This is a genomic window from Wenzhouxiangella sp. XN24 (assembly GCF_011064545.1).
In the GTDB taxonomy this organism is placed as follows: Bacteria; Pseudomonadota; Gammaproteobacteria; order Steroidobacterales; family XN24; genus XN24.
This window is the reverse complement of sequence record NZ_JAAMFG010000030.1, coordinates 1-16,590: the sequence shown is the minus strand read 5'-3', so window position 1 is coordinate 16,590 and position 16,590 is coordinate 1. Positions and strand designations below refer to the sequence as shown.

Sequence of the window (16,590 nt, the reverse complement as noted above, 5' to 3'; positions counted from 1 at the left end):
CGCGTCAGCGGTCGAAGACCCACTCGGCGACCGCATCAAGCACTGTCTGCCCCGTGCCGCGATGGGCGTTGGGGCCATTCATGATCGCCACGACGACATGCCGTCGGCCGCTGCGGCTCTGCACGACCCCGGCGATCGAGGCGGCCTCGTCGAGGCGTCCGCTCTTGAGGTAGGCACGGCCGGACATTTCCCCGTGGTAGCGGCGCCGCATCGTGCCATCGAGCGCGGCGATCGGCATGGAGGACATCAGGTCGGCCATCTGGGGATGCTGCCACGCATCCAGCAGCATGGCGCCGAAACCGGCCGCGGTCACGCGCGTCTGGCGCGACAGGCCGGAGCCGTTGTCCAGGAACAGCCCCGCCAGTGGGAGGCCGCGAGCCGCGACCCACGCCTCGATCGCGGCCCGACCTTTCTCCGCGGTAGCTGGGGCACCGGCGTGCTCGAGTCCCAGGGTCAGGAACAGGTGCCGCGTCATCGGGTTGTTGCTCCACTTGTTGATCTGCCGCACCTGGTCCGCGAGCGGCAGCGAGTGATGCACGAACAGTTCCTGGGCATCCTCCGGGACGGGCGCAAGGCGCAACCCGCCCTCGATCTCGCCGCCGAGCTGCGCCCACAGCGCACGAAACAGCGCGTTGACGAAATCCGGCGCGTCCAGGACCGAGCGCCACAGGCTGTACTCCGTGCAGCCGCTCGGGAACTTGCCGGACAGGATCGCGTGATGGCCCGGCGGCCCCGCCGGGAGGTCGAAGGCCACGCCGCGCTGGAACCCTGAGCAGGCGCCATGGCGGGTGCCGATCCGGTTCTCGACCCGGAAGCCGGCCAGCGGCGGATCGACATATACCTTCACGCCCGCGGTGTTCCGCATGACGCGGAACTCCACCGCATTGCTGTTCACCAGCATGGCGTTGGGCAGGACGTTGTACGCCCGGTAGGGCTGGCTGTCGAAGTCCCCGGGCGATTCACCATTGACGCCGAACAACGTGTCGTCGATCACGAGGTCGCCGGCGATCTCGACGATCCCGCGCGCGCGGATCTCGCGCAGCAAGGTCCAGAACCGCTCGGTGCTCAGTCCCGGATCGCCGCCGCCGCGCAGCACCAGGTCGCCGTCCAGCCGACCATCGCGCACCGGGCCGGTGACGAACACGGTGGTTTCCCACCGGTAAGCGGGGCCCAGCCGGTCCAGCGCAGCATAGGTCGTCAAGAGCTTGATGATCGATGCGGGATTCCGGGGGACGTTCTCATTGAATGCCAGCAGCGGTGCATCCGCATCCACCGCCTGGACGAAAATGCTGAGGCCTGATCCATCGAGATTGTGGTTTTTCAGGGCGGCCAGGACAGGCGAGGGCAGGGATTCTGCGCGGGGCGCGGCACTCGCGGGCGGCAGGAGACTGGAGAGAATGAGCGCGAAACCGAGGTAAAAGAATGCTCTGCGAGACATGTGACCGAGTATCTCCGGATTGGCAAACGGTTACAATTGGCGGCATTCGGGGAATTTGCTATAAACCGGAGCCTCCGGAAACCGGGTCAGCCCCCATCCGTGACCCATCCAGCGACCTAACTGCGGAAAGGAATCTCTCGATGGCGGAACCTCTCTTGAAGAGAGTAGCCAATGGCGACGGCAACGCCATCAAGGAAGTGATGGACCAGTTCGGTGGTCTCGTCTGGTCGCTTGCGCGCCGTTCCTGTTACAACCCGACGGATGCCGAGGACGCGACCCAGGAAATCTTCCTCGATATCTGGAAGAGCGCTTCCCGCTACGACGAGTCCAAGGGCTCAGAGACCCTGTTTGTCGCCATGATCGCGCGGCGCCGCCTCATCGATCGCATCCGGCGCCAGGGCCGCGAGCCGCGCATGGACGACATCGATGCACCCGGATTCGAACTGGCGTCGAACACGCAGGACGAGGGGGAGACATTTGCCGAGGCGGCCCTGGCCGCGAAGGCTGTCGCCACCCTCAAGCCGGCACAGCAGCGCGTACTCGAGCTGGGCCTGCTCCAGGGCCTCAGCCATAGCGAGATCGCGGACATGACGGGCATGCCGCTGGGGACGGTCAAGACACAGATGCGCCGGGGGCTGATTCGCGTGCGGGAATTGATGCAGGTGGCTGATCTGGCGGATGCCGGGGAGCACAGTTGATGGCTGCCCAGCTGCCGGAAGACCACCGCCTGTTCGAACTCATGGCGATCCGCGCCGTGGAGGGCCTGCCGCCGGCGGACGAAGCCGAGTTTGCCGAGCACGCGGCAGCTCATCCGGAAATCGATACCGAAGCCTTCGAGCGCACGGCCGCGGCGCTGGCGCTGGTCGGCGTGGCCGTCGAGCCGATGCCCGCGGGGGTGCGCGATCGAATCGAAGCCGACGCCGCCGCGTGGTTTGCCGAACGCACCGCAACGGCCGACCGGACACCTGACCTGCCTGCGCCGGGAACCGTCGTGGCGATGCCTGCCCGCAGTCCACGCAGCACCGCCTGGGGTGGCTGGGTGGCCGCGGCCGCGGCGCTCGTGGTGGCCGTCGTGGGCTGGCTGCAGGTGGAGCAGCTGGCGGACGATCGGGCGGCGCTCGCCGCGCGCCAGGCCGCCCTGGAAGTCTCCGTGACCCGTCTCGAACAGGATCTCGACCTGCGCGAGCAGGTGCTCGCCGAACTGGTCGAGCCGACCCCGGCGGAACTGCTGGCGCAGCTCGAAAACCGGCCGGAAACGCTGGCGTTGCCCTGGTCCGCGACGGACGATCCGGCGGCCGCGGACGCTGGCGGCCGGGTGATCTGGAACCCTGCCGAACAGGCGGGGGTGATGCGCTTCAGCGGCTTGCAGCCGAACGACCCCTCCGCCTGGCAGTACCAGTTGTGGATCTTCGATGCCGAGCGTGATGAGCGCTTTCCGGTGGACGGGGGCGTATTCGATGTCGCGCCCGACGGCGAAACACTCGTACCCATCCGCGCGAAACTGCCGGTGGGCGAGGCGGTGTTGTTCGCCATCACCGTGGAACAGGCCGGCGGGGTGGTCGTTTCCTCGCGTGAACGCATCGCGCTCGTGGCCCAGCCGGGCGCCTGACCTTCTCGATGAATCTGCTTTCTCCTCCCCGGCCGAATTAAAGGCCGACCCCGGGTTTTGCCGGATTCCTGAGGAGGAGCCATCATGAATCGACTTTTTGGCCGCGGCCTGCTGGCTGCGATGGTGCTTACGCTCGCGGCTTGCGGCGGCAGCAACGACAACGGGACCATCATCGAGCCGCCACCCGCAGCATCGACCGCCCAGTTGCAGGTAGTGCATGCTTCGGCGGATGCCCCGGCAGTGAATGTCACGGTCAACGGCGCAGTCCCGGATGGACTCGCCGGCGTTCCTTTTGCCGTGGCCTCGCCATTCCTCGAGCTCGAAGCGGGGACGATCGATGCGGCCGTCAACGCGATCCTCCCGGACGGCAGCGAAGTCGAGGTGCTCGCAGCGCCCGGGCTGGCACTGGAGGCCGATACCGCCTACGCGGTGATCGCCGCGGGCAGCACGGCGGAGTTGCTGGCCTCCGGGGACGGCAATCCGCTCCAGCTGTTCGTACTCCCGCGTCCCGTCGAGGAAACGATCAACGGGGTCCGCATCCAGGTGCTGCACGGCGCGCCGTCGGTACTCGAGGTGGACGTTTATGTCACCGCGCCCGACACCGAGCTGGCTGGACTGACGCCCGCCACGTTCGCGTTCGGCGAGGTGCTCGACCTGGGCACCGTGGCCGCGGCCGACTACCGGATCCGCGTTACACCGCCGGGTAGCGACACCGTGGTTTTCGATTCCGGGGCGGTGACGCTACCCGACGGGGCGGACTTGAGCATCGTCGCGGTCGACAACGTGGGACCCGGGAGTGCACCGGTCTCCCTGCTGGCGGTGTTTGCCGACGGCACCGTTGCCGAACTGCGTGACGGCGGGGACGCCGCGCCGGCCGGCCTGACGGCCGTGCACAACGCGGCTGATGCGCCGACGGTGTGCGTCGTCGCGGACGATTCCGGCACGGCGGACACGGAGCGCGTCGAACTGTTCGCGGGCGTGCCGTTCCGCGGCTTCGGTTATCTCGGCGAGGTGCCCCCCGGCAGCTACGTGGTGGGGCTCGAGGTGTTCGACGAGCAGACGGGCTGCGCAGGGACTTCGGCCGTGACCTTCGACACCCCGGTGGATCTTGCCGCGGGTACGGACGTGACCGGCATCGTGGCGGGTTCGCTGGGCGCGGGTTCGCTCGAGTTGCTGGCGCTGGACGACTCGTTGCGGCCGATCGCGACCGAGGCACGCGTGCGCATCGTACACGGTTCGGCCGCAACGCCGGCGGTTGACATCTACGTCGTACCGGCCGGGACCGACATCACTTCGCCTGATGTGAGTCCTGCATTCAGCGGCGTGGAGTTCGGTGCCTCGACCGGTTTCGTGGCGCTGTCGCCGGGTGATTACGACGTCTTCGTGACGCTGACGGGCGAGACTGCGCCGGCGATTTCGCTCGCGGGCGCGACTTTCGACGGTGGCGACGTCATCAGTGCGATCGCCAGTGACCCGGATGACGGCGAGACGTCGCCCGGCCTGGTCGTGATCGATCACGTGGCGCTGACGGACCCGACGTCCTGAAGCGAGCCATTACGGCATGACGGCGCCCGTGTTCCGGCACGGGCGCCGTTCTTGTTCAGAATCCCAGCGTGTAGGGGCCGCCCTTCTTGAGCGCGCGCTGGTAAGCGGGGCGTTCCGCGATGCGCTCGACGAAGTCCTGCAGCTTCGGCCGTTCCGCGCCGAGCAGGCCACCGGCCGCCGCCGCCTCGAGCGGGAAGCTCATCTGGATGTCGGCGGCCGTGAACGCTTCGCCGGTGAACCAGGTCCGTTGCCCCAGTTCCGCCTCCATGAAATCGAGATGCAGGGCGAGCTGCGGCTTCACGAAGCTCTGCTGGACCTTGTCGGCGATGCCACGCACGACCGGGCGAACGAAGAAGGGCATGGGCGCATCGGGCATCTTGCGGAAAATGAGGCTGAGCAACAGCGGCGGCATCGCCGAGCCCTCGGCATAATGCAGCCAGTAAGTATATTGCCGTCCTTCTTCCGTGCCGTGCGAGGGCCGCAAGCCGCTGTCCGGGCCGTGCATATCGACCAGGTATTCGATGATCGCGCCGGATTCGGCCACCGTGACGTCGCCGTCGGTAATGACGGGCGATTTGCCGAGGGGGTGGACCTTGCGCAATGTCGCCGGCGCGAGTTTCGTCTCCGGATCGCGCGCGTATCGCTTCACGCGATACTGGACGCCGAGCTCCTCGAGCAGCCACAGGATGCGTTGCGATCGCGAGTTTTCGAGGTGGTGGACGATGATCATCGGCGTCTCCGCAGGAAAAGAGGCCCGATGCTATCCGCTCCCGGCCGAGGATAGAATGGCCCCATGAGTTACCCAGGCGATCGCCAGGCGACCGACACCGTGCTGCTGGTGCGCCCCGTGGCTTTTCACGGCAATCCCGAAACGGTGGATTCGAACGCTTTCCAGCGCCCGCCCGCCGCGGCGGATCCCCAAGCCGAGCAGGCCGCGGCAGCCGTGGAATTCGACGGCCTCGTGGATACGCTGCGTACCGCCGGCGTCAACGTCATCGTCGTGTCCGACACGGCGCAGCCGCCCACCCCGGATTCCGTGTTTCCCAACAACTGGGTGAGCTTCCACGCCGACGGCACGGCCGTGCTCTACCCGATGATGGCGCCCAGCCGCCGCGGCGAGCGGCGCCGGGACATTCTCGAGATGCTCAGCCGGGAGCACGGCTTTCACGTGGCGCGGGTGCTGGACCTGTCGGGTCACGAGGCCGACGACCGCTTTCTCGAAAGCACCGGCAGCATGGTCCTGGACCGGGTTCATCGCGTCGCCTACGCCTGTCTTTCCGCGCGCACCGACCCCGCGGTGCTGGCGGAGGCCGCACAGCAACTGGATTACGAACCGCTGGCCTTCGCTGCTTTGGACAAGGAAGGCTTGCCGATTTACCACACCAACGTGCTGATGTGCATCGGCCAGGATTTTGCCGTGGTCTGCGAGGAGGCTATCAGCGATGCAGGGCAGCGCGCGGCAGTCAGGCAACGCCTGGAAGACACCGGCCACGAGGTCGTGCCGATTCGTTTCGAGCAGATGTGCAGCTTCGCCGGCAACATGCTGGAGCTGGCGAGTGTCGATGGCGAGCGCCTCCTGGCCTTGTCGTCACGCGCCCTCGATGCGCTCGATGCAGGCCAGCGCGCGACCCTGGCCGCGCGCTGTCGCCTGGTCGCCGCCCCGGTGGCCGCGATCGAGGACGGCGGCGGCGGCAGCGTCCGTTGCATGCTCGCGGCGGTCCATCTCCCGCGACGAGTTTGAGGCCGGGCGGACCGCCGCAGGGCCCCTTGCACATAATATGCAGTAGAATCGCGGCCCGAGCCTGCTGCGCCGAGCACTTCCCATGACCCATGACACTCGCATACTGATGTGCCCGCCCGACCATTTCGAGGTGGATTACGTCATCAATCCCTGGATGGACGGGCACTCCGGCTCGCTCGACCTGGCGCTGGCCCGCGAGCAGTGGGAAGCGCTGCGGGAGGCCATCTCCACCTGCGCCGAGGTCAGGCTGCTCGACCCCCGTCCGGGCCTGCCCGACCTGGTGTTCACCGCGAATGCTGGGCTGGTGTACCAGAATCTCGCCGTGCCGTCGCATTTCATGCCGCACGAGCGGCGGCCGGAGGAGCCTTTCCTGCGCGCCTGGTTCGAGGCCGAGGGCTTCGAAGTGCGTGTCCTGCCGCAGAACATCGCCTTCGAGGGCGCCGGCGACGCGTTGATCGATCGTGGTGGCCCGTGGCTCTGGACGGGCTACGGTTTTCGCACCGAACTCGAGGCGCACGACTACCTGCGCCGCTGGTTCGACCTCGAGCTGGTCTCGATCCGGCTCGTCGATCCGCGTTTCTATCACATAGACACCTGTCTCTGTCCCCTGGACGGCGGCTATCTCCTCTACCATCCGCCGGCCTTCGCCGCCGAGTCCCGCAAGGAGATCGAGCGGCGCGTGCCGCGCCACAAGCGCATTCCGGTCAGCGTCGAGAATGCCGGGCATTTCGCCTGCAACGCCGTGAACGTGGGCGATTGCATCTTCATGAACCGCACGGGCGGCGAACTCGTCGGCGTCCTCGAGTCGCGAGGCTTCAGGGTGACGCAACTGGGGCTGTCCGAATTCCTCAAGGCGGGCGGGTCGGCGAAGTGCCTGACGCTCAAGCTGACGGAGCCGCAGCGCCCGGCCTGAAGAAGCCCGTTCCCCGGAAAGACGCCGGCCCGGCTAGAATGGACGCTGCGTCCACCCGGAGGGAAGGCATGGCACAAGGGCCCCGCGTCTGCGTCATCGGCGCCGGCTCCAGCGGCATCGCAGTCGTCAAGGCATTGCGGGACCGCGGCATCTCGCAGGTCTGCTACGAGAAGAGCGACGATATCGGCGGCAACTGGTGTTTCCGCAATCGCAACGGCATGTCGGCCGCCTACGAGTCGCTGCACATCAACACCGACGCGAAGCTGATGGAATACCGGGACTACCCCATGCCCGCCGATACCCCGGACTATCCCGGCCATCGGGTCATCAAGCGCTACTTCGACGATTACGTGGAGCACTTCGGCCTGCGCGAGCATATCCGCTTCGACACGGAGGTGAAGCGGGCACATCGCCGCGATGACGGCCGGTGGGAAATCTCGCTCGACTCCGGCGCGACCGAGCTGTTCGACGTCCTGGTCGTGGCCAATGGCCACCACTGGGACCCGCGCTGGCCGGAGCCCCCTTATCCCGGGGAATTCGATGGCGAGCAGTTGCACTCGCACAGCTACCTGAACCCGACGGACCCGGTCGATTTCCATGGCAAGCGCGTCCTGGTGGTGGGCATGGGCAACAGCGCGATGGACATCGCCTGCGAGTTGTCGCGCCCGGGAATCGCCGAACGGCTGTACCTGTCGGCGCGCCGAGGGGTATGGATCCTGCCCAAGTACCTGTTCGGCATCCCCATGTCGCGCCTCGGCATGCTGCCGCACTGGGTCCCGTGGCGGCTCGGCAGCCTCCTGACCCGGATCGTCGTCACCCTCAATGCGGGTACGCCCTGGCGTTTCGGCCTGCCGCGCCCCGACCACCGCATGCTGGAGGCGCATCCGACCATCAGCCAGGAGATCTACATGCGCCTCGGCAGCGGCGACATCCTGCCGCGCCCGGGTATCCGCCGCCTGCAGGGCAAGCGGGTGGAGTTCAGCGACGGCCGCAGCGAGGCGATCGACATCATCGTCTGGTGCACCGGCTACAAGCTCAGCCTGCCGTTTTTCGCGCCGTCGTTCATTGCCGCACCCGGCAACGACCTGCCGTTGTGGGAGCGCATGGTCAAGCCGGGCATCGACAACCTGTTCTTCGTCGGGCTGTTGCAGCCGCTTGGCGCCATCATGCCGATCGCGGAAGCACAGGGCCGCTTCATCGGCGACCACCTGCTCGGCCGCGTCGCCCTGCCGGATGCCGCGACGATGACGCGCGAGATGACGCGCGAGCGCGAGGCGCTGTTTCGCCGTTACCGGGATCGTTCGGCCCGCCATACCATGCAGGTGGATTTCGAAGATTACCTGTATCGCCTGCGCAAGCTCACGCGCCGCGGCGCGCGCCTCGCGCGCGAGCGCAAAACGGAAGGCCCCTTTTCTCCGGGCGCCTCGCCGGCGGCGCACTAGCTCATGGCGATGCGTCGCGCCTTCGCACGCATGCTGGCCCGCACCGTGGTGCGTCCGGGGCTGGTGCCGAGGCGGCCGCTGGTGCACCGGCGCTGGCGCATCGAGCGGGCTGCCGCGGTGCTCCCCCTGCCGCGCGGCGTCCGCATCCAGCCCGCCGCCGAAGAAAACCCGGGCGGGGAATGGCTGCTGCCGGGTGATGTCCAGCCGGACGATCCGCGCGGCGCGATGCTCTATGTCCACGGCGGTGGCTTCGTGCTGGGTTCCCCCGCCAGCCATCGGGCGATCGTGGCCCGCTGCGCCCAGCTGACGGGCCGCCCTGTGCTCGCCGCGCATTATCGGCTGGCGCCGGAACACCCTTTCCCGGCCGCGCTCGAGGACTTGCAGTCCACCTGGCGGGCGCTGACGCTGGACGGCGCGCGGCCGATCGCACTGGCGGGTGATTCCGCGGGCGGCTGGCTGGCGCTTGCCGTGGCGCGCTATGCCGCAGCCGCCGGGCTGCCGCGGCCGGCGGGCCTCGCGCTTTTTTCGCCCCTGGTCGAGCTGGCGCGCGCCGAGCGAGCGCTGGCCGCCGATATGCTCTTGCCGCCCGGATTCGTGCAGCAGGGCATCGCCGCGTGGCGGGGCGACATCCCGGCCAGCGATCCGCGCTTCGACCTGCTGGACGCGTCGCTCGCGGGACTGCCGCCCGTGTATCTCGCCTTCGATCGCGACGAGGCGCTGGCTGAAGATGCGCGCCGCCTCGCCGCCGCGTTGCGCGAGGCCGGCGTCAGGCTGCGCATAGAGGAATCGAGCGGACTCTGGCATGCCTGGCCGCTGTTCGGCGGGGTGCTGCCCGAAGCCGACGCCACCCTGCACGCCGCCGTCGCCATGCTCGGGCTGCAGCCGGATCACGCCTGATGATCCCTGCCAGTCCGACGCTGCGGCTGCTCTGTGGCGCAGCACTGATCAGCTTTGCGCCCGTGTTCGTCCGCCTCACCCCGGTCAGTCCGACCGAGAGCGCGTTCTACCGCACCTTGTTCGGCGGACTGATGCTGGCCGCCTGGGTGATCCTGCGTCGCACGCCGGTCGAGCGCCGCTCCGGCGCGGCGCTCCTGGCCCTGCTCGCCGCCGGCGTGCTGTTCTCCGCCGACCTCGCCGTGTGGCATCGAAGCATCTGGTACGTGGGCCCCGGCCTCGCGACCCTGCTCGGCAATTTCCAGGTGTTCCTGCTGGCCGTCGTCGGCATAGTGTTCTTCGGTGAGAAGGCCCGCTGGGAGCTCATGGTGGCGATCCCGATGGCCGTCCTCGGCCTCGGCCTGATCGTCGGCTTCGAATGGCAGAGCCTCGATGCCGACTACCGCTGGGGGATCGTGTTCGGCCTGCTGACCGCCGTGTTCTACGCGGCTTACATCCTGGCGTTACGGCGTGCCCGTGCCGCGAGCCCGGCCGGGTCGATCGTGTCCGACCTGATGATCGTTTCACTGGTCTCGGCGGCATTCCTGTTCGCGGGCGCGGGGCTCGGTGGTGAGCCGGTGTCCATTCCTGACGCCAGGTCGGCGGGATTGCTGGCGGCCTACGCCCTCGTGGCGCAGGTCGTGGGCTGGCTGCTGATTTCCGGCAGCCTGCCGCACGTGCCTGCATCGCGCGTCGGCCTGATCCTGTTGCTGCAGCCGATCCTGGCGTTCCTCTGGGACGTGCTGATCTTCTCCCGCGCTTTCGGACCAAGGGAGATCGCGGGCGCCACGCTGGCGATCGCGGCGATCGGTCTCGGTTCGCGTCCGCGGCGCTGAGCGGTCCGGGCGTCGAGTCTCAGGTCCACAGCCGCAATGCGCCTGCCGCCAGCTCGATCGAGAGATGCGAGACGTCCTCGCCGAGCAGCTCGCCGTCAGCCTGGGCCGGCATGCCGAAGGCGCTGTCGATCTCGAGTCGACGGCTGCGGGCGAAGTGCGCGACGGACAGGTGTTCGTGCGTGCCGCGCACCACGCTCGGCGCGTGCCGCAGCACCTGCATCGCGCTGAGCGCGTCCGCCCAGACGAGGTCCAGCTGGCCGTCGTCCAGCATGCCCCGGGGCGCGAGCCGGAACAGGCCCCCGACATACTGGCCGTTGCAGGCAGCGACCAGCGTCATCGGCCGCCGGTCCTCGCCGCCGTCCCAGCGCAGCGAGCATGCAGGCGCTGCGACGCCGTTGCGCAGGGCGTCGAGGAGCCCGGCGCCGTAGGCCAGCGGACCGGGCAACCATCGCCGCCGCAGCATGGCCCGGGTGATCGCGGCGTCGAAGCCGAAGCCGACGCCGTTGACGAACCAGTGACCGTTGACCTGGCCGGCATCGATGGCGCGCGGCGTGCAACCGGCCGCGAGTCGCATGCACGCCGCGCGCCAGGCGCGGGGCAGCCCCGCGGACTTGATGAAGTCGTTGCCGGTGCCCAGCGGGACCACGCCCAGGATGGTCGGAGCGCCGGGCACGGCCAGTACGCCGCGGGCCACTTCGGACAGCGTGCCGTCCCCGCCGATCGCGATGATCCGCTCGCGCCCCCGTTCGGCTTCGCGGAACGCCAGCTCCTCGAGCTGTCCCGGCCCTGCGCTGATGACGGTCTCGACCCGCAGTCCGCCGGCCTCGAGCAACGCGACCGCCCGCGCGCCGTGGCGGCGCCCGCGGCCTCCGCCTGCAGCGGGATTGACGAATACGACGACGGCTTCGCGCATGGCGGCCCGCACTCCCCGGTAGACCGCGGGCAGCATACCCCAGCGCACCCGGGCCTGGCCCCGCGCCAGCGCCGCTGATCCGGGCTAGAATCCCGCCTCTGGCTCCCCACGGTCATTCATGCTCGAATTCTGCGCCAAGCTGCTCATCGGATATCTCGCGGGCTCTCTCGTGGGCAGCCTGGTGCTCGGACGGATCCGTGGCACGGACATCCGTCAGCTCGGCAGCGGCAATGCCGGCGGCACCAATGCGCTGCGCACCCAGGGCAAGGGCTTTGCGCTGGGGGTCATGATCATCGACATCGCCAAGGTGGTGGCGCCGATCCTCTGGCTGAGTGACGCGGCGCTGCCCGGGATCGGCGTCGATCCGGACGTATCGCGGGAGACCATCGCCGCCGGCATCGCTGCGGGAGCGGTGCTCGGGCACGTTTGGCCGCTGTATTTCGGCCTGCGGGGCGGCAAGGGCATGGCCACGCTGCTGGGCGCCTATGGCGCGATCGAGCCCTGGCTGCTCCTGGCGGTGGTGTTGAGCTGGGTGCCGGTATTCCTGCTGCGCGGCTATGTCGGACTCGCCACCATCTGCGCGACGGCGCTGGCGCCGGTCTGGCTCGCGCTGGCCGGCCAGGCGGGTCGTCCACTGTTCTGGTTCGCCCTGTTCATGGCCGGCTTCGTCGCCTGGACACACCGCGGCAACATCGCGCGCATGCGCGCCGGCACCGAGAGCCGCATGTTCGCGGGCCGCAGGCGGCCCTCCGGACCGCAGCGGTGAATTTCAATCCGGCCCTGTTGCAGGCCCTGGCGCCCGGCCATCCCGTGTCCGGCGAGGCGCTCGGCCGCGCGCTGGGCGTGAGTCGCGCCGCGGTCTGGAAAGCCGTGCGCCGGCTGGTCGCGCTGGGCGTGCCGGTGGAGGCCCGCCGCGGCCGCGGCTATTGCCTGCCGGCGCCGCTGGAATTGCTGGACCCGGCAGCGATTCGCGCTGCCCTGCAGCCAGCGGCCTGCGACCAGCTCGGCCTTCTCGAGGTGGTGGCGGAGATCGATTCCACCAACGCCCGGGTGCTGGCGGGCGGGCTGCCGCTCGGGACGCTGGCCGCCTGCCTCGCGGAATACCAGTCGGCGGGCCGGGGGCGCCGCGGGCGACGCTGGCTGGCGCCGCCGGCCTCGGGCATCTGCTTGTCGGTGGGGGGACGCATGGCGGCGGCCCCGGCCGATTTCGCGGCGCTGCCGGCCGCGGTCGGCGTCGCGTGTGCGACGGCTCTCGAGGCGCTCGGGGTGGCCGGCGTGCGGCTCAAGTGGCCCAACGACCTGTTGCTCGATGACGCCAAGCTCGGCGGCGTGCTGATCGAGTTGCGCGGCGAAGCCCAGGGTCCCGCAACGCTGGCGGTGGGACTCGGACTGAACCTGCGGCTCGGGACCGCGGCCCGTGCGGCGATCGTGTCGGCGGGCGGCCTCCCGCCGGCCGACCTCGCCGCCGTGGCGCCGGGCCTCGGGCGCAACAGGATCGCGGCGGCGCTCATCGAGGCGCTCACGACATGCATCGTGCGGGCGCCGGCAGCGCTCAGCGACGCGGTGCTTGCCGATTGGGCGACGCGCGACGCGATGCATGGCCGCCCGGTGTGCGTCAGCGCGGGGAGCAGCCAGCGGCGCGGTATCGCCCGCGGGATCGACCGCTCGGGGGCGCTGCTGCTCGAAACGGCCGACGGCTCGCGGCAGCGGATCACCGCGGGTGAAGTCACGCTGAGGGCCGCGGGATGATGTTGCTGCTGGACCTGGGCAATACACGGCTGAAAGCCGGCTGGCCGCTGCCCGGCGGCGGCGTGCGCGTGCTCGGCGAGGCGTCGCACCGGGACCGGGGCATGCGCGAGGCGCTCGCCGGGTTGCTCGACGGGACGGATCTCGAGGGCCGGCCCGCCCTGTGCGCCAACGTCGCCGGGGCCGCTGCGGGAAAATCGCTGGCCGATGCGCTGCGGGAATCCGGCGGCGGGAGCCTGGCGTTCCTGCGGGCCGAGCGCGAGTTCGGGGGCGTGTCCTGCGGTTACCGTGATCCGTCGCATCTCGGTGCGGATCGCTGGGCCGCATTGCTCGGGGCGCGGGTGCTGAGCGACGAGGCCTGCCTCGTGGTGGATGCCGGCTCGGCGCTCACGCTCGATGCGCTGGCGCCCGGCGGGCGGCACCTCGGCGGATGGATCCTGCCGGGCCTTTCGATGATGGTGGCGGCGCTGGAAGCGCGCACCGGCGACCTCGGCAAGCTGCGTCGGGCCTCCGGCGTGGCCGGCGCCGGCGAGTTTCCGGCCGATACCGGCCCGGCCATGGAGTCAGGGGCGCGACTCGCCGCCGTCGGCGCCGTGCGCGGCGCACGCGATCGGCTCGAGAGGCATTGCGGCCGGACTGCGCGCCTGCTGCTGACCGGCGGGGACGCGGCTGCACTGGTCGAGGCGGTGGCGGATGCGCGGCATGTCCCTGACCTGGTATTGCAGGGACTGGCACGGGCCGCGACGGCGAGGCTTTCCTGAACGAGGGCTGAACGCGGGCTGTTGGAGCCGTCGTGGGCTCTACGAATACCCAAGGCAGGCTCCTGGGATATACTGCGCCTATCCGTGTCATCGTCAAGGTCGGGAGGACCATGTATATGAGAAAGCTCACAATCGCAATGCTGGCCATGCCCTTGTTCGCCTTCAGTGGCGCCGCGCTCGCGGGTGATGCCGCCGCCGGTGAAGCCAAGGCTGAAGCGCTCTATTGCATGGATTGCCATGCGGGCGAGGATTTCGAGGGCATGTCCAAGGATGAGATCACCAAGGCCCTGGAAGACTCGCTGTCGGGCGAGCTCCCGCATCCCCCGGGCCTCGAGGACATGACGGCCGAGGACATTCCTGACCTGGCTGCTTATTTCTACGCGGCGGCGGGCGGCGAGTAGGCCCCCGTCCGCAGAGCGGAAACCCGGGCCGCCCCCGATTCGTCGGGGGCGGCTTTTTTTTGTCCGGGGCCCGTTGCCGCGTTGCTGCGGGCGTGGCCGGGTCCTAGAATGCAGGCCGGTGCCGGTGTAGCTCAGTTGGCAGAGCGGCTGATTTGTAATCAGCAGGTCGCAGGTTCGACTCCTGTCGCCGGCTCCATTTCGTTATACTCCCAGCCCGTCCGCCCATCCCAGAGGAACTATAAAATGAATAAAATCTCCCTCGCCCTGCTTTCCCTGTCGCTCGCGGCAGCCAGCGGCGCCGCCCTTGCCGCCGACCCGGCCGCCGGAGAGGCCAAGGCCGATGCCTGTCTCGACTGCCACATGCCCGACGATTTCTCCGGGCTGAGCGCCGCGGAGATCGAGGCGGCCATCCGCGCGATTCTCAGCGATCCGGCGTCCCACCCCGAGGACATTTCCGGCGTGCTGGCCGAAGAGGATGTCCCGGATGTCGCCGCCTGGTTCGCTCAAGAGGGCGCCGAGTAAGGCGATTCCCGCGGCCGGGCGGCCTGTGAGCGCCCGGCCGCCGTTTCCGGCAGCTCATGCCACGGCGGCGGTTGTCCCGCGACCGCCGCAATTCCCGCCTGTGTCTGTTGACACCCCAGGGCCCGCGTTTAATAATACGCGGCTTGCGCTTTTGGGGAGGGGTACCCAAGCGGTCAACGGGGGCAGACTGTAAATCTGCTGGCTCAGCCTTCGGAGGTTCGAATCCTCCCCCCTCCACCACGGGCCTTGCAGCCCACTCTGGTGAGGAACTGGGCAGGGACGAGCTGGCAGAAAGGTGGAGGCAAGAGCACGCGCGGGCGTAGTTCAACGGTAGAACCTCAGCCTTCCAAGCTGATGATGTGGGTTCGATTCCCATCGCCCGCTCCAGACAGGGGAGCCGTTGCCGGGGAGCAGGCGGTAGACAACAGGATCGAGGCCCACATAGCTCAGTCGGTAGAGCACTTCCTTGGTAAGGAAGAGGTCACCGGTTCAAATCCGGTTGTGGGCTCCAAGTTGCAGGCATTGAACGAAGCGGGCGACCCGTCTCAAAGACGGCGCCGGCATGGCAAACAAACAGATTAGTCCGGAGTCGAGCACCGATGTCCAAGTCGAAATTCGAGCGTACGAAGCCGCATGTGAATGTGGGGACGATTGGCCATGTTGACCATGGCAAGACGACCTTGACGGCGGCGTTGACGAAGGTGATGGCGGAGAAGTTTGGTGGTGAGGTGAGTGCCTACGACCAGATTGACAAGGCGCCGGAGGAGAAGGCGCGCGGCATCACGATTGCGACGGCGCACGTGGAGTACCAGTCGGAGAACCGGCATTACGCGCACGTGGACTGTCCGGGTCATGCGGACTACATCAAGAACATGATCACGGGTGCGGCGCAGATGGACGGTGCGATCCTGGTGGTGTCGGCGGCGGATGGTCCGATGCCGCAGACGCGGGAGCACATTCTGCTGGCGCGGCAGGTGGGTGTGCCTTATATCGTGGTGTACCTGAACAAGGCGGACATGGTGGACGATGCCGAGCTTCTGGAGCTGGTGGAGCTCGAGGTTCGGGATTTGCTGAGCACCTACGAGTTCCCCGGGGACGACACGCCGATCATCACGGGTTCGGCGCTGAAGGCGTTCGAGGGTGATGACAGCGAGATTGGCGTGCCGTCGGTGTTGAAGCTGGTGGACGCGATGGACAGTTACATTCCGGAGCCGGAGCGTGCGATTGATGGTGCGTTCCTGATGCCGATCGAGGACGTGTTCTCGATTTCGGGACGTGGCACGGTGGTGACGGGACGTATCGAGCGCGGCATCGTGAAGGTGGGCGACGAGGTGTCGATCGTGGGCATCCGTGATACCACGAAGACGACGGTGACGGGCGTCGAGATGTTCCGCAAGCTGCTGGACCAGGGCCAGGCGGGGGACAACGTGGGCGTGCTGCTGCGCGGTACGAAGCGTGACGACGTAGAGCGTGGCCAGGTGCTGGCGAAGACGGGTTCGATCACGCCGCACACGAAGTTCCAGGCCGAGGTGTACATCCTGGCGAAGGACGAGGGTGGTCGTCATACGCCGTTTTTCAAGGGCTACCGGCCGCAGTTTTATTTCCGCACGACGGACGTGACGGGGATGTGCGAGTTGCCTGAGGGTGTGGAGATGGTGATGCCGGGCGACAACGTGCAGATGGTGGTGGAGCTGATTGCGCCGATCGCGATGGAAGAGGGCCTGCGCTTCGCCATCCGCGAAGGCGGTCGCACCGTCGGCGCCGGCGTGGTCGCAAAGATTTACGAATAA

At 68.4% G+C, this 16,590-nt stretch carries 17 protein-coding genes and 4 tRNA genes; 18 read left to right on the top strand and 3 right to left on the bottom strand.

Annotation, left to right across the window (positions count from 1 at the left end; all coding sequences use genetic code 11):
• Positions 1-4: 4 nt before the first annotated feature.
• Positions 5-1,438, bottom strand: a complete 1,434-nt coding sequence (dacB, locus tag G6032_RS06185) for a D-alanyl-D-alanine carboxypeptidase/D-alanyl-D-alanine-endopeptidase (RefSeq protein ID WP_165281278.1) — start codon at positions 1,436-1,438, stop codon at positions 5-7.
• Between the two features lie 140 nt (positions 1,439-1,578).
• Between dacB and G6032_RS06180 the strand changes: the two genes are divergently transcribed.
• From G6032_RS06180 to G6032_RS06170, 3 genes are all read left to right on the top strand, one after another.
• Positions 1,579-2,136 carry a sigma-70 family RNA polymerase sigma factor gene (locus G6032_RS06180; protein ID WP_165281277.1) on the top strand — a complete coding sequence of 186 codons (558 nt, stop codon included), beginning with the start codon at positions 1,579-1,581 and terminating at the stop codon, positions 2,134-2,136.
• The gene (locus tag G6032_RS06175) at positions 2,136-3,047 is read left to right on the top strand and encodes an anti-sigma factor (RefSeq protein WP_165281276.1); all 912 of its coding nucleotides are present in this window, start codon (positions 2,136-2,138) and stop codon (positions 3,045-3,047) included. The genes G6032_RS06180 and G6032_RS06175 overlap by 1 nt, the downstream gene beginning before the upstream one ends.
• Positions 3,048-3,131: 84 nt before the next feature.
• Entirely contained in the window at positions 3,132-4,592 is a 1,461-nt protein-coding gene (locus G6032_RS06170) for a DUF4397 domain-containing protein (protein WP_165281275.1), read from the top strand.
• Positions 4,593-4,647: 55 nt separating this feature from the next.
• On the opposite strand, the gene G6032_RS06165 is transcribed toward G6032_RS06170, so the two are convergent.
• Positions 4,648-5,322 carry a glutathione S-transferase gene (locus tag G6032_RS06165; protein WP_165281274.1) on the bottom strand — a complete coding sequence of 225 codons (675 nt, stop codon included), beginning with the start codon at positions 5,320-5,322 and terminating at the stop codon, positions 4,648-4,650.
• Between the two features lie 63 nt (positions 5,323-5,385).
• Between G6032_RS06165 and G6032_RS06160 the strand changes: the two genes are divergently transcribed.
• The 5 genes from G6032_RS06160 to G6032_RS06140 all read left to right on the top strand — a co-directional run bounded on the left by G6032_RS06160 (position 5,386) and on the right by G6032_RS06140 (position 10,457).
• Entirely contained in the window at positions 5,386-6,333 is a 948-nt protein-coding gene (locus tag G6032_RS06160; RefSeq protein WP_165281273.1) for an arginine deiminase-related protein, read from the top strand.
• An 82-nt stretch (positions 6,334-6,415) separates the two neighbouring features.
• The gene (locus tag G6032_RS06155; protein ID WP_165281272.1) at positions 6,416-7,246 is read left to right on the top strand and encodes an arginine deiminase-related protein; all 831 of its coding nucleotides are present in this window, start codon (positions 6,416-6,418) and stop codon (positions 7,244-7,246) included.
• Between the two features lie 68 nt (positions 7,247-7,314).
• Positions 7,315-8,688: an NAD(P)-binding domain-containing protein gene (locus G6032_RS06150; protein WP_206211847.1), complete on the top strand. Its 1,374-nt coding sequence runs from the start codon at positions 7,315-7,317 to the stop codon at positions 8,686-8,688.
• 3 nt (positions 8,689-8,691) lie between these two features.
• Positions 8,692-9,585, top strand: a complete 894-nt coding sequence (locus G6032_RS06145; protein WP_165281270.1) for an alpha/beta hydrolase fold domain-containing protein — start codon at positions 8,692-8,694, stop codon at positions 9,583-9,585.
• Entirely contained in the window at positions 9,585-10,457 is an 873-nt protein-coding gene (locus tag G6032_RS06140; RefSeq protein ID WP_165281269.1) for a DMT family transporter, read from the top strand. The genes G6032_RS06145 and G6032_RS06140 overlap by 1 nt, the downstream gene beginning before the upstream one ends.
• A gap of 19 nt (positions 10,458-10,476) precedes the next feature.
• Here the strand turns inward: G6032_RS06140 and G6032_RS06135 are convergent, their stop codons facing one another.
• The gene (locus G6032_RS06135; protein WP_165281268.1) at positions 10,477-11,370 is read right to left on the bottom strand and encodes a YegS/Rv2252/BmrU family lipid kinase; all 894 of its coding nucleotides are present in this window, start codon (positions 11,368-11,370) and stop codon (positions 10,477-10,479) included.
• A gap of 118 nt (positions 11,371-11,488) precedes the next feature.
• Here G6032_RS06135 and G6032_RS06130 point away from each other — a divergent pair, with 118 nt between their 5' ends.
• From G6032_RS06130 to tuf, 10 genes are all read left to right on the top strand, one after another.
• Positions 11,489-12,136: a glycerol-3-phosphate acyltransferase gene (locus G6032_RS06130; protein WP_165281267.1), complete on the top strand. Its 648-nt coding sequence runs from the start codon at positions 11,489-11,491 to the stop codon at positions 12,134-12,136.
• Entirely contained in the window at positions 12,133-13,119 is a 987-nt protein-coding gene (locus tag G6032_RS06125; protein WP_165281266.1) for a biotin--[acetyl-CoA-carboxylase] ligase, read from the top strand. The genes G6032_RS06130 and G6032_RS06125 overlap by 4 nt, the downstream gene beginning before the upstream one ends.
• On the top strand, positions 13,116-13,877 hold the full coding sequence (locus G6032_RS06120; RefSeq protein ID WP_165281265.1) for a type III pantothenate kinase: 762 nt from the start codon (positions 13,116-13,118) through the stop codon (positions 13,875-13,877). Before G6032_RS06125 ends, G6032_RS06120 begins: the two co-directional genes overlap by 4 nt.
• Before the next feature lie 116 nt (positions 13,878-13,993).
• Complete coding sequence (locus G6032_RS06115) at positions 13,994-14,278, top strand: hypothetical protein (RefSeq protein WP_165281264.1); 285 nt, start codon at positions 13,994-13,996, stop codon at positions 14,276-14,278.
• Between the two features lie 120 nt (positions 14,279-14,398).
• A tRNA-Thr gene (locus tag G6032_RS06110) sits at positions 14,399-14,474 on the top strand.
• 47 nt (positions 14,475-14,521) lie between these two features.
• Positions 14,522-14,800 carry a hypothetical protein gene (locus G6032_RS06105; protein ID WP_165281263.1) on the top strand — a complete coding sequence of 93 codons (279 nt, stop codon included), beginning with the start codon at positions 14,522-14,524 and terminating at the stop codon, positions 14,798-14,800.
• Between the two features lie 155 nt (positions 14,801-14,955).
• Positions 14,956-15,040 (top strand) — tRNA-Tyr (locus tag G6032_RS06100).
• 73 nt (positions 15,041-15,113) lie between these two features.
• Positions 15,114-15,187 (top strand) — tRNA-Gly (locus tag G6032_RS06095).
• A gap of 48 nt (positions 15,188-15,235) precedes the next feature.
• A tRNA-Thr gene (locus tag G6032_RS06090) sits at positions 15,236-15,311 on the top strand.
• A gap of 88 nt (positions 15,312-15,399) precedes the next feature.
• On the top strand, positions 15,400-16,590 hold the full coding sequence (gene tuf / locus G6032_RS06085) for an elongation factor Tu (RefSeq protein WP_165281250.1): 1,191 nt from the start codon (positions 15,400-15,402) through the stop codon (positions 16,588-16,590).